The 12,189-nt window shown below is 66.9% G+C and carries 9 protein-coding genes; 4 read left to right on the forward strand and 5 right to left on the reverse strand.

What is annotated here, in order from left to right; translation table 11 throughout:
- Window positions 1-36: 36 nt before the first annotated feature.
- The 3 genes from EIK80_RS06335 to EIK80_RS06345 are packed head-to-tail and all read left to right on the forward strand — an operon-like array spanning window position 37 to window position 3,835.
- Complete coding sequence (locus EIK80_RS06335) at window positions 37-1,266, forward strand: MFS transporter (RefSeq protein WP_125156627.1); 1,230 nt, start codon at window positions 37-39, stop codon at window positions 1,264-1,266.
- The gene (locus tag EIK80_RS06340) at window positions 1,263-2,894 is read left to right on the forward strand and encodes a glycoside hydrolase family 43 protein (RefSeq protein ID WP_125156131.1); all 1,632 of its coding nucleotides are present in this window, start codon (window positions 1,263-1,265) and stop codon (window positions 2,892-2,894) included. Before EIK80_RS06335 ends, EIK80_RS06340 begins: the two co-directional genes overlap by 4 nt.
- Before the next feature lie 53 nt (window positions 2,895-2,947).
- Window positions 2,948-3,835, forward strand: coding sequence for a TauD/TfdA family dioxygenase (locus EIK80_RS06345; protein WP_125156132.1), 888 nt, complete (start codon window positions 2,948-2,950; stop codon window positions 3,833-3,835).
- Here EIK80_RS06345 and EIK80_RS06350 read toward each other — a convergent pair whose 3' ends face one another.
- Together EIK80_RS06350 and EIK80_RS06355 are read right to left on the reverse strand one after the other, a co-directional pair.
- A complete protein-coding gene (locus tag EIK80_RS06350; RefSeq protein ID WP_125156133.1) occupies window positions 3,836-4,204 on the reverse strand; it encodes a response regulator in 369 nt (122 codons plus the stop codon).
- A 119-nt stretch (window positions 4,205-4,323) separates the two neighbouring features.
- On the reverse strand, window positions 4,324-4,947 hold the full coding sequence (locus EIK80_RS06355) for a response regulator transcription factor (RefSeq protein ID WP_125156134.1): 624 nt from the start codon (window positions 4,945-4,947) through the stop codon (window positions 4,324-4,326).
- A gap of 63 nt (window positions 4,948-5,010) precedes the next feature.
- Between EIK80_RS06355 and EIK80_RS06360 the strand changes: the two genes are divergently transcribed.
- Window positions 5,011-6,585, forward strand: a complete 1,575-nt coding sequence (locus tag EIK80_RS06360; RefSeq protein WP_125156135.1) for a PAS domain S-box protein — start codon at window positions 5,011-5,013, stop codon at window positions 6,583-6,585.
- A gap of 257 nt (window positions 6,586-6,842) precedes the next feature.
- On the opposite strand, the gene EIK80_RS06365 is transcribed toward EIK80_RS06360, so the two are convergent.
- From EIK80_RS06365 to EIK80_RS06375, 3 genes are all read right to left on the reverse strand, one after another.
- Complete coding sequence (locus tag EIK80_RS06365; protein ID WP_158624642.1) at window positions 6,843-7,424, reverse strand: helix-turn-helix domain-containing protein; 582 nt, start codon at window positions 7,422-7,424, stop codon at window positions 6,843-6,845.
- 158 nt (window positions 7,425-7,582) lie between these two features.
- Window positions 7,583-9,454 carry a glycoside hydrolase family 2 protein gene (locus tag EIK80_RS06370; protein WP_125156137.1) on the reverse strand — a complete coding sequence of 624 codons (1,872 nt, stop codon included), beginning with the start codon at window positions 9,452-9,454 and terminating at the stop codon, window positions 7,583-7,585.
- Between the two features lie 146 nt (window positions 9,455-9,600).
- Window positions 9,601-12,102: a TonB-dependent receptor gene (locus EIK80_RS06375; protein ID WP_125156138.1), complete on the reverse strand. Its 2,502-nt coding sequence runs from the start codon at window positions 12,100-12,102 to the stop codon at window positions 9,601-9,603.
- Window positions 12,103-12,189: the final 87 nt, after the last annotated feature.

The raw sequence follows: 12,189 nt of genomic DNA on the forward strand, positions 1-12,189 counted from the left end.
TTGAAAGCCCTGCGCTGGTGGATCATCGGCCTGGTCATGCTGGGCGCGATCGTCAACTACCTGACCCGCTCGACCATGGGCATCGCCGCCCCGACGGTGATGAAGGACCTGGATATCTCCGTGAAGGAGTATTCCTGGATCACGGGCGCCTTCCAGCTGGGGATCATGCTGCAGCCGGTCTGCGGCTATGTGCTCGACACCCTGGGCCTGCGCACAGGCTTCGCGGTCTTCGCGGCGGCCTGGTCGCTGATCGCCATGGCCCATGGCCTGGTTCATAACTGGCAGGGTTTCGCCTTCCTGCGCGCCTTCCTGGGCCTGGCCGAGGGTTCGGCCCAGCCGGCCGGCATGAAGACGGTGGCGACCTGGTTTCCGGCGAGGGAGCGGGGCTTCGCCGGCGCGGTGTTCAACATCGGCGCCTCGATCGGTTCGGTTCTGGCGCCGCCGCTGGTGGTGTGGGCCGTGCTGGCCTGGAACTGGCGAGCGGCCTTCGTATTGACCGGCGCCTTCGGCCTGGTCTGGGTGGTGCTGTGGCTCTTCTTCTACCGCTCGCCCGAGCGGCACCCGTCGATGACCGACGAGGAGCGCGCGCTGATCGCCACGGGCCAGGAAGCGCACCTGACCGCCACCGGAGCCAAGCCGTCGATCATCTCGATCCTGAAGCAGGGCCAGTTCTGGGGCATCGCCCTGCCGCGCTTCCTGGCCGATCCGACCTGGGGGACGCTGTCGTTCTGGGTGCCGCTCTATCTGTCGCAGACCCGCGGCTTCGACCTCAAGCAGATCGCCCTGTTCGCCTGGATGCCGTTCGTGGCCGCCGACCTGGGCTGCCTGGCTGGGCCGGTGATCGCGCACTTCCTGCAGAAGCGCGGTGTTTCGCTGATCAACGCCCGTCGCATCGCCTTCACCCTGGGCGCGGTCCTGATGACGGGCATGGTGTTCGTCGGCAAGGTCGAGAGCGCCTACGCGGCCATCGCGCTGCTCTGCCTGGGCGGCTTCGCGCACCAGACCCTGTCGGTGACCGTCATCACCATGGCCTCCGACCTCTTTCGCCGTGACGAGGTCGCCACGGTGGCGGGCCTGGCCGGCATGATGGGCAATCTGGGTCTGCTGCTGTTCTCGCTGCTGATCGGCGGGCTGGTGACGACGATCGGCTATGACCCGTTCTTCGTGGCCCTGGGCGTGCTGGACATCGCCGGGGCCGTTCTGCTGTGGACGCTCGTCAAGGACCGCGCCGCGCCAAATGGAACATCCGAGACGGTAAAAGCATGAGCGTGATTTCCAATCCCATCCTGCGCGGCTTCAATCCCGACCCGTCGATCGTCCGGGTGGGGCGGGACTACTATGTCGCCACCTCGACCTTCGAGTGGTTCCCGGGCGTCCAGATCCACCACTCGCGCGACCTCAAGAACTGGCGCTTGCTGGGCCGGCCGCTGACCCGTCCGAGCCAGCTGGACATGCGCGGCGACCCCGACGGCTGTGGGGTCTGGGCGCCGTGCCTGACCCACGCCGACGGCAAGTTCTGGCTGATCTTCACCGACGTGAAGCGATACGGCCGGACCACGGTCGGCGGGGCGTCCGGCGCCAGTTTGCGCGACTTCCACAACTACCTGGTCACGGCCGACACGATCGACGGCGCGTGGTCGGATCCCATCCATCTGAACAGCTCGGGCTTCGATCCGTCGCTGTTCCACGACGACGACGGCCGCAAATGGCTGGTCAATCAGCTGTGGGATCACCGTCCGGGCAAGAACCGCTTCGCCGGCATCGTGCTGCAGGAATATTCGGTCGCCGAGCGGAAGCTGGTCGGCGAGCGCAAGGTGATCTTCCAGGGCACGCCGATCGGCCTGACCGAGGCTCCGCACCTCTACAAGCGCGACGGCTGGTACTACCTGGTCACTGCCGAGGGCGGCACCGGCTGGGGTCACGCCATGACCATGGCAAGATCGCGCGACCTCGCCGGTCCGTATGAACTGCACCCCGACACCTACGTCCTGACCTCCCGCGACCGGCCGCATGTGGCGCTGCAACGCGCGGGCCACGCGGATCTGGTCGAGACCGCCGACGGGGAGACCTACGCGGCCTATCTGATCGGCCGGCCGATTCCCAATCGGGGCCGCTGCACGCTCGGGCGCGAGACGGCGATCCAGAAGCTGGTCTGGGGCGAGGACGGCTGGCCGCGCACGCTGGACGGCTCGGGCGATCCGACGCTGGAGACCCCGGCGCCGGACCTGCCCGAGCAGCTTTGGCCTGCGGCGCCAACGCGCGCGAGCTTTGACGGTCCAGACCTGCCGATCGACTTCCAATGGCTGCGCACGCCCTATCCGGACGAGATCTTCAGCCTGACCGCCAGGCCCGGCTTCTTGCGCCTCTACGGCCGCGAGAGCGTGGGCAGCGTCTTCCGCCAAGCCCTGGTCGCCCGACGCCAGCAGGCCCACTGCTACTCGGCCGCCACGGTGCTGGACTTCGAGCCCGAGCACTTCCAGCAGGCCGCGGGGCTGATCTGCTACTACAACGGCTCCAAGCTGCACTATCTGCATGTCAGCCACGACGACGCGATCGGCAAGCATCTGCGGGTGATGAGCTGCAGTCCCGACAGCCCGCAGTCGGACAGCTTCACCGCGCCCATCCCGCTGGCCGCCGGCCCGGTCGAGCTGCGCGTCGAGGTCGACTTCGAGCGCTTGCGGTTCGGATTCCGGCAGGGCGAGGGCGCCTGGGCCTGGCTGCCGGAGGTGTTCGACGCCTCGATCCTGTCCGATGAGGCCAGCGCCCCTGGCGCGCCCAACTTCACCGGCGCCTTCGTCGGCATGGCCTGCCAGGACGTCTCCGGCGCCGCCGCGCCGGCCGACTTCGACTGGTTCGACTATGAGGAACGGGCGTACCGGCCCCAGAATTTGTGAATTGAGAGATCGGCGTTCAATCGTAGGGTTCTGGAAAGTCCAGGGAGGACGCCATGAACGCTCCGGTCTCGATCTCCGAACACGACGCGGCTCCCCATGCCGGCCTGACCATCAAGCCCGTCGGCACGGTGCTGGGAGCGGAGATCTCGGGGCTCGACCTGACGCGGCCACTGAGCCCCGAGATCGTCGCGGCGATCCGCGCGGCCCTGCTGCGCCACAAGGTGGTGTTCTTCCGCGACCAGGACATTTCCTACGAGGATCACGTCCGCTTTGGCCGGTACTTTGGCGAGCTGGAGGGCCATCCGGTCACCGCCCATGTGCCGGGCTTTCCGGAGATCCTGCACATCGAGGCGGCCGACGGCATGAAGCTGCGCGAGGAGATCGTCCCGATCGTCCGCGCCGCCAACAAGTGGCACACCGACGTCACCTTCCGCGAGGCGCCGTCGATGGGCGGGGTGCTACGGATGCGGCGCATGCCGCCCCTGGGCGGCGACACCCTGTTCGCCGACACGGCCGCCATCTATGCCGACCTGCCCCAGGCGTTGAAGGACAAACTGGCGACCCTCACGGCCGAGCACGACATCATCCAGAGCTACGGCTACCGCGTCGACGAGGCCAAGCGTCAGGCGTTGCGCGCGGAGTATCCGCCGATGATCCACCCGGTGGTTCGCATCCATCCGGAGACCGGCGAGAAGCACCTGTTCGTCAACAAGGTCTTCACAACCCGGATCCTGGGCCTGCCTGAGGACGAGGCCAAGACGCTGCTGGCCGACCTGCTGGACCGGGTGAAATCGCCCGAATATCAGGTCCGCTTCCGCTGGACTCCGAACGCCATCGTCTTCTGGGACAACCGCGCGACGCAGCACTACGCGGTCCTCGACTACTGGCCCCAGGAGCGGATCGTCGAGCGCGTGACGATCAAGGGCGACAAGCCGTTCTAGTCAGCCAATCAAAGCCCGGTTCAGGCAGTCGATGAGCCTCTCGCCGGTGAAGGGCTTGGGCAGGAAGCAGGTCACGCCCGCCCTTTCGGCCCGGAGCCTCTGGGCGTCGTCGGCGAAGGCGGTGATCAGGATGACCGGGGTGTTCTCGCCGGCGGCGATCATGGCCTCCTTCATCTCGACGCCGGTCATGCCCGGCATCTGCAGGTCGCTGATCACGCAGTCGGCCCGACCGCGCGCGGCCGAGGCCATAAACGCCGTGGCGCTGTCGAACCCCTCGACGCGATGACCCAGGGATCGCAGCAGCCCCTCCAGCGAGACGCGGACCGAGTCGTCGTCGTCGACGACACAGATGAGGGGGGAGGGGGACAAGCGGGCTTCCTCGAACGCGCGACGGCGGGTCGCGCCACGATCAGTGCCCGATAACCGCGGTCGCGGAAATTATACGGAGGTTTGTGTGCTCTTGCGTGAGGATCGTTCAAGACGGTCCGTCACGCGGGGTCTTCGGGCCGCAGCTTGAGCATCTCGGCCATGCGGACCAGATCCGCCAGGCTCCGGGCCTCCATCTTCCGCATCAGGTTGCCGCGATGGATCTTCACGGTGATCTCGGACAAGCCCAGCTGATGGGCGGCCTGCTTGTTCATCAGCCCGCTGGCCACAAGGGCCATGACCTGCTTCTCACGCCCGCTCAGCGTCTCGTAGAGGGCGCGCAGGTCGTCGAGGCCGCCCTGCTGGGCGCGGGCGGTCGCATCGCGCTCCAGGGCCGCGGCGACCGCGTCCAGCATGTCCTGATCGCGGAAGGGCTTGGTCAGGAAGTCGACGGCCCCGGCCTTCATGCCGCGCACGCTCATCGGGATGTCGCCATGGCCGGTCATCAGCACGATGGGCATGCGGATGTCGGCGGCGGCCAGCTTCTCTTGGAAATCCAGGCCGGAGAGGCCCGGGAGGCGCACGTCCAGCACCAGGCAGCCGGCGTCGTGAGCGTGGCCCGACTGCAGGAACTCCTGGGCGTTGCCGAACGCCTTGGTCTCCAGTCCGACCGAGCGGAACAGACTGTCCAGGGCCTCGCGCAGGGCGCCGTCATCATCGACGATATGGACTGTTTGGGTGACCATCGTTCTCGTTAGCTGGACCAGACGCGCGGCCTCGTCAATTATGCAATCGGAGATGGGGGCCGCATGATCACCGAAGACGTCGACCGCCGGCGCCAGGACCTGGCCGAGATGCTGGACGCGGCGCATGACGCCATCTTCGTCAGCGATCTGGAGGGTCGGATCACCTTCTGGAACCGCGGCGCCGCGGCGCTGTACGGCCACGCGCGCGAGACGGCCATGGGCGGGGATCCCGACGTCTTGCTCGCCACGCGGTATCCGGCCGAGATCGCGGCGATCAAGGCTCAGCTGATCGAGACCGGCCACTGGGAGGGCGAGTTGACCCGGACCACGGCCGCCGGCGAGACGGTGGTCGTCGACGGCCGCTGGACCCTGCGTCGCGACGCGGCCGGGACGCCGATCGAGGTGTTGGAGACTGGCCGCGACGTCACCGCCGCCCGCAAGGCGGCGCTGGATCTGAAATACAGCGAGTATCGCTACAGCAACGTCTTTCGGGCCATGGCGGTGTCGTTCTGGGAGCTGGACTTCAACGACCTGGGCGAGGTGCTGGCCGACCTGCAGGCCAAGGGCATGACCGACGTCCGCGCCTATGTCGCCGAGCATCCCGAGGTGATCCGGCGGATGATCGAGGTCTCGAGGGTGGTCGACGTCAACGACAAGTCCGTCGCCCTGTTCGGCGCGCCGCGAGAGGACCTGCTGGGCTCTGTGTCGCGGTTCTGGCCTCGGTCCAGCGAAAGGGTGTTCGCCGAGAGCGTCTTCGCGGCCCTGGAGCGCCGGCACAGCTACGAGGCCGAGGCGCGGTTCTGCAAGGCCGACGGGACGGAGTTCGACGCCCTCTTCACCACCTGCTACCCGCGCGACGGGGTCAAGCGCGGCACGGTGCTGGTCGGCATCGTCGACATCAGCGACCGACTGGCAGCGCAAGACGCCCTGCGCAAGGCCGAGGCGGACCTAGCCCACGCCGCCCGGGTCTCGACCCTGGGCGAACTGACCGCCTCGATCGCCCACGAGGTCAACCAGCCTCTGGCCGCCATCGTCACCAACGGCGAGGCGGGTCTGCGCTGGATCAACCGCGCCGAGCCCGACCTGGAAGAGGCCCGCGCGGCGATGGGGCGGATGATCGTCGAGGGGCAGCGCGCCTCGGACATCATCAGCCGCATCCGGGCCCTGGCCTCGAACAAGGATCCGCAGCGCGCGCCGGTGGCGCTGAACGCGGCGATCGAGGACGCCGCGCTGCTGCTGAAGCGCGAACTGGCGGCGCACGACGTGCGGCTGATCCTGGCCCTGTCGCCGGACGTGGGCGAGGTCCTGGGCGACCGGGTGCAGCTGCAGCAGGTGGTCATCAACCTGGCCATGAACGGCATTCAGGCCATGGCGGGACGCGACGGCGCGCGCGATCTGACTCTCTCCACGCGGCGCGCGGACGATCGGGTCGTGCTGGAGGTGGCCGATACGGGCCCCGGCGTGGCGGCGCGGAACGCGCAAGTCCTTTTCAAGGCCTTCCATTCGACCAAGGCGACGGGGATGGGCATGGGCCTGTCGATCAGCAAGTCGATCGTCGAGGCGCATGGCGGCGTCATCGCCGCGGAGACCGCGCAGGATGGTGGGGCCTTGTTCCGGGTGGTCCTGCCCGCGGCCTAGAGAGCCGGGATCAACGGGAACGTGCGCGATGATGGTCGGCCCACGGTCCCGGCGTTGTCGTCAGGGGCGAGACCCAACGGGGAGCCCTTAAATGAAGCCGGCTGGTCTCGCGCGAGGCGTGGCCAGCCGGCTTTAAAAGGTGTCGGACGCGGTGGGGTGCGCCGAGTCCGAGGACCTTCGTCGAGTCCCGAGCGAATGGCAACGGTCTAGGTTGCCGAATGTGTGCGACAAACGGGCGCAGTCGATTGCATGGACGCTCAGGCGCGCCCGTAGTGGGCTCGGCGCCAGGCCAGGGGCGTCGCGCCGGCCAGCTTCCGGAAGGTTCGCGAGAAGTGGGCCTGGTCGGCGAAGCCGCACAGATAGGCGATCTGGCTGAGCGGTTCGGCGCTCTTGAGCATCATCGCCTTGGCTGTCTCGACCCGTCGGCGCATGACATGACCGTGCGGGGTGTCGCCGAAGGTCTGCTTGAAGGCGCGGCTGAAGTGGCCGGCGCTCAGTGTGACCAGCTGGGCCAGGTGCGAGACCGGGATGGTGTCGCCGAGGTGGGCGTCGATGTGGGCGCTGACCCGCTTAGCCTGCCAGGGGGCGAGACCGCCCAGGCTGACCTCGCGCGTTCGACCTTGCGTCTCGACCGCCTCGGCGATCATCGCGTTGGCTCGAGCCAGCAGGGCGCGGGTGGCGTCCAGGTCGCCGCCGATCGAGCGTTCGGCGCGGGCCAGTATGTCTTTCAGGCTCGGCGCGAACGCGCGGACCTCATCGTCCAGGATCTGGCCGGCGACCACGCCGTCGAAGGGATTGGAGGCGGTGTCGAAGCTGCGGGCGGCGGGTTGATAGGACATGGCGTCGATCTCCGTTGCGCCCCTTGGGGAGAGGGGCTCCGTGTTTCGACGATCAGTGTTCTTCATCCCCGCTTCGGGGACCATTCAACCAAGGCTTGGCCAGGACCTGCGTTGGTCTGTCGCACCTATACCTGAGTATGGCCGCGCGGCCGTCTGGCCTACTGCCCTGCTTCCTTCTGTCGGTAGAAGTCTCGCAGCACGAAGAACGCCGGTTTGCGCCGTCCCGTCGGCGAGACCAGTCCCTTACGGTTCCAGCCTTGCTGATAGATCGGATGCTGACGCCTGGGGCTGCGGAAGTCCTTGAGGATCCAGGGCGACATGCCGCGCAGGGTCGAGGCCTTGGCGGCCATGGCCAGGGTCTTCTCGTAGTACTTCTTCTGAAAGTCTTCGGAGAACTTGCGCATCAGCACAGGGTCGCTGAAGCCGGACAGGGCGTCGGCGCCGAATTCGGAGAACACCATCGGCTTGTCGGTGGCCTTCCAGGTCATGGCCGGCAGGCTGTCGAGCGTGTCGTCGCTGTACCAGCCGTTGTAGGTGTTGGCGGCCAGGACATCGAGCTTGTCGGCCAGCGGGTCGTTGAGGCCCATCTCGACTTGCTTGCCGTTTGGGCCGTCATTGGTCTTGCGCGCCGTCAGCAGGGCGGCGGTGACCAGGCGGCTGTCGTCCAGCGCCCGGACGTCGTCGACCAACTGGTAGAGGAAGGCGTTGCGCGGTTCGGTGATCGGCGTCTCGTTGGCCACGCTCCACATGATGATCGAGGCGCGGTTGCGGTCGCGGCGGATATTGTCGGCCAGCATGTCCCGCGCCAGTTTCAGGGTGCGCGGATTGCCGAAGTCGACCAGCCAGTAGACGGGGATTTCGCTCCACACCAGCAGGCCCATCTCGTCGGCGATGCGGGTGGTGATCTCGCTGTGCGGATAGTGGGCGAGGCGCACGAAGTTGCCGTGCAGGCCCTCCTTCACCTCCGAGAGCAGGGCGCGGGCGCCGGCCTCGGTGATGGTCCGGGCCGGGTTGTCGCCGAACTCCTCCTCATGGACCGAGACGCCGCGCAGGAAAATCGGCTTGCCGTTCAGCAGGATCTCGCTGCCCTTGGTCTCGATCGTGCGGAAGCCGACACGGTCGGTCAGCTTGTCCTCGCCCGTCTGGACGACGACGTCATAGAGCTTGGGCTTCTCGGGCGACCAGCGAACCAGGCCCTTGGGCGCGGCGATCGAGGCGTTGAGCACGCCCTGGGGGTCTGTCTTGCCGGTGACGTCGAGGCCCAGCTCGGCGACGCGGACATGGACCTCCTGGTTGGCGGCCTGGGCCCCGTCCAGCTTCACGGTGGCGGCGATCTTTCCGTCCTTGGTCAGGCGCAGCCAAGCCTCGTCGACGAAGGTGCCGGGGGTGATGACCAGGCGCATCGGCCGGGTGATCCCGCCATAGTTCTCCCAGTCGGTAACCGGCGGCGGCACGCCGTCGGTCTGGGGTGTGGAGTCGACGCCGACCGTGATCTGGTTGTTGCTGGCCCGCAAGGTCTCGGTGACCTCCATCGAGAACGGCGTGAAGCCGCCCTCGTGCTCGCCGACAGCCTTGCCGTTCAGGAAGACCTTGGCGGTGTAATTGACCGCCTCGAAGCGCAGGAAGGCGCGTTGGCCGGGCTTCAGCGCCGGGGCGTCGAAGCGCCGCTCGTACCACATCAGACCCTGGTAGTAGCGCAGGCTCGGATCGTGCCCGACCCAGCCCTGGGGCAGGGTGGCCGTGGGCGAGCGGTCCATGTCGTATTCGTAGAGGGCGTTGGGCCTGGACTTGGTCACGGCGTCGACATCGACGTCGTCATAGCGGCGGTGACCCTCGCCGGGCGCGCCGCGGTGGAAGCCGGCTAGGCCGTCGCGATAGGGATCGACCGAGTAATGCCAGGTCCCCGAGAGATCCTGGCCGTCGCGATTCTCGGCCCGGGTCAGAGTGGGGGAGGAGGCCGACGCGCCCAGCGGCGCCAGCAGGGCCAGAGCGCACGCCGCGGCGACCAGAGCCTTCAATCCCGTTCCCATCACGCGTTCCTCCAGCAGCCGTTCGGCTTTGTCGCAGAGGTTGAAGCATGGCCCGCGGCCAGGGCGCAAGGAAAAGTGGTCAGGCCACTTTGCGTAAAGAAAAGGGCGGCCAGGTCCTCGGACCCGGCCGCCCTCGTCGGATCGGCTTAGAAGCTCTTGCGAACCGTCAGGCCGTAGGTGCGCGGCGCGTTCGGATAGCCGCTATAGCTGCCGTCCTGGGCCACCGTCGGGAAGGCCGAGATCAGGCTTTCGTCGTTGGTCAGGTTACGGGCCCACAGGCCGATTTCCAGTTGGCCGGCGGTCTGGATCACGCCGACGCTGGCGTTGACGACATCGGTGCCGTAGCTGGCCAGGGCCGGCGACACGGTTTCCGTCAGCTGAACCTTGCTGCTGTGGTCGTATTCCACGCGCGCATAGCCCTGCCAGTTCTCGGAGATGTCGTGGTTGATCGTCGCCGAGGTCGAGAACGACCACTTGGCGATGCCGGCCGGGGTGTCGCCCGTCAGATTGCGGAAGTTCGGACGACGGCCGGTGGTCGGGTCGACCGGACAGCGAACCGTGTCGTAAGCCACGCAGGCCGCGCCGGTGAAGCTGTCATACTTCGGATCGAGATAGGTGACCGAAGCGGCCAGGTTCAGCCATTGCACCGGACGCCAGGCGCTGTCGACTTCGAAGCCCTTCACCGACTCCTCGCCGGCGTTGACCAGGCTGTAGCCGAGGCCGGTGAAGGCGTTGGACTGGAAGCCCTTGATCGACTGCTTGAAGGCCGCGATGTTGGCGTAGCCGCCCGGGAAGCTGGCCTTCACGCCCAGTTCGTAGACGTCGACGTTTTCCGGCTGGGCGGTGCGGCCCACGCCGTTGGCGTTCGGCGGACGGCTGTCGGACGACAGGTTGAAGGCGCCGGCCTTCCAGCCCGTGGAGTAGCTGGCATAGGCGTTGATCGCGCCGAAGTCATAAGCCGCGCGAACGGCGTAGGTGACCTTGTCGCCCTTCAGTCGGCCGGACTCGGCGGCGTTCGGATAGTTGACCGGGCCGTGGGTCGGGTCGTTGCCGTAGAAGAACTGCAGGGCGCCGAGGGCGCTATACAGGTTGCCCGGCAGACCCAGGGCGGGGAACTGCGGCACGGCGCCCAGGTTCAGCGAAGAGAATGGGTCGTTCAGGGCGACGTTCGAACGGGCCTTCTTCGTGTCGTTCATGTAGGCGAGGCCGCCGGTCAGGGTCAGCTTTTCGGTGACCTTGTAGTCGAACTGGCTGAACAGCGAGTACGACTCCTGCTTCATCTTGTAATAGTCGTTGATGCCTTGGCCGGGCTGGAAGTAGGTCAAGCCGGGGCGCACCAGCGTGGGCGTCGCCAGGCTCTGCAGGAATTCCAGGGCGTACAGGTTCGACCGGCCGGTCAGGGCCGGGCGGAGCGTGGCGGGCAGGGCGCCCAGCAGCGCCGCCGGAACCGGGCCCGACAGGGCTTCGGCGAACGCGCGGATGTCGTTGCCGTAGGTGACGGTGCGGCCGGTATCCAGCTTTTCATTCTGGTAGAAGCCGCCGATCAGCCAGTTGAGCGGACCATCGCTGTTCGACGCCAGGCGCACTTCTTGGGTGAAGGTCTTGATGGTGTTGGCGGTGCGGTTGTTGGAGATGTCCGCGCCGGTGAAGTCGATGTCCTGGAACGAGGCGTTCTTCTGGTTCCGGTAGGCCGTGATCGCGGTCAGCTTTGCGAAGCCGAGGTCATGGTCGAGCTGGCCCGAAACGCCCTTGCCCGACAGCTTGTTCTCGGGGTCGGTGTTGAAGATGACGTCGCGGTCGAAGATCTTGGTGGTGTCGCTGATCGGCTTCTTCAGCAAGCCGCCGATGGCGAGGGTGGCCGGACCGTTGTAGATCGAGGTCACGCCGCAGCAGGTCTCGTTGATCTTGTTGTAGTCGGCGATGACGCGGAACGAGGTCTTGTCGGTCGGTTCCCACAGCATGTCGCCGCGGATCGACCAGCGATCGCGGTCGTTGACGTCGTTGCCGGTCGTCGTGTTGGTGAAGAAGCCGTCGCGCTTGTTCAGGCTGCCCGAAAGGCGGACCGCGAGGGTCTCGCTGAGCGGGCCGGTGATCGTGCCCTTGATCTGGCGGGCGTTGTAGTTGCCGTAGGTGCCTTCGACCTTACCGCCGAACTCGAACTGCGGCTTCTTGGTCACGATGCTGATCGCGCCGGCCGACACGTTCTTGCCGAACAGGGTCGATTGCGGGCCGCGCAGAACCTCGACGCGCTCGATCTCGGGCAGGTCGTCCAGGGCGGCGGCGGAGCGGCTGCGATAGACGCCGTCGATGAAGATGCCGACCGAGCTTTCAATGCCGTCGTTGCCGTTGCCATTGCCGAAGCCGCGGATGACGAAGTTGGTCTGGCCCGCGGCGTTGAATTGCTGGACCTTCAGCGACGGAACGACCGACTGCAGGTCGATCAGGTCGCGGACCTGGGCCCGTTCGATGGTTTGCTGACCCGTGACGGCGACCGAGATCGGCACGTCCTGCAGAGTCTGTTCGCGCTTGGTGGCGGTGACGACGATTTCGGCGATCGAGTTGCTGTCAGCCTGGGTGGTTTGCGCGTAGGCGGGCGCCGCGATGGCGAGCGCGAGGGCCGAGACCCCTAGCATGTGGACGTTTCTCATAACGAACTCCCTGTTTTTCTTTATTATCGGCCGCTTTTCTTCCCATCCCGCCTCGAGCAATCGCGGATTTATTTTGGGGAAGAGCGG

It is taken from the genome of Caulobacter sp. 602-1, from assembly GCF_003931565.1.
Taxonomy (GTDB): domain Bacteria; phylum Pseudomonadota; class Alphaproteobacteria; order Caulobacterales; family Caulobacteraceae; genus Caulobacter.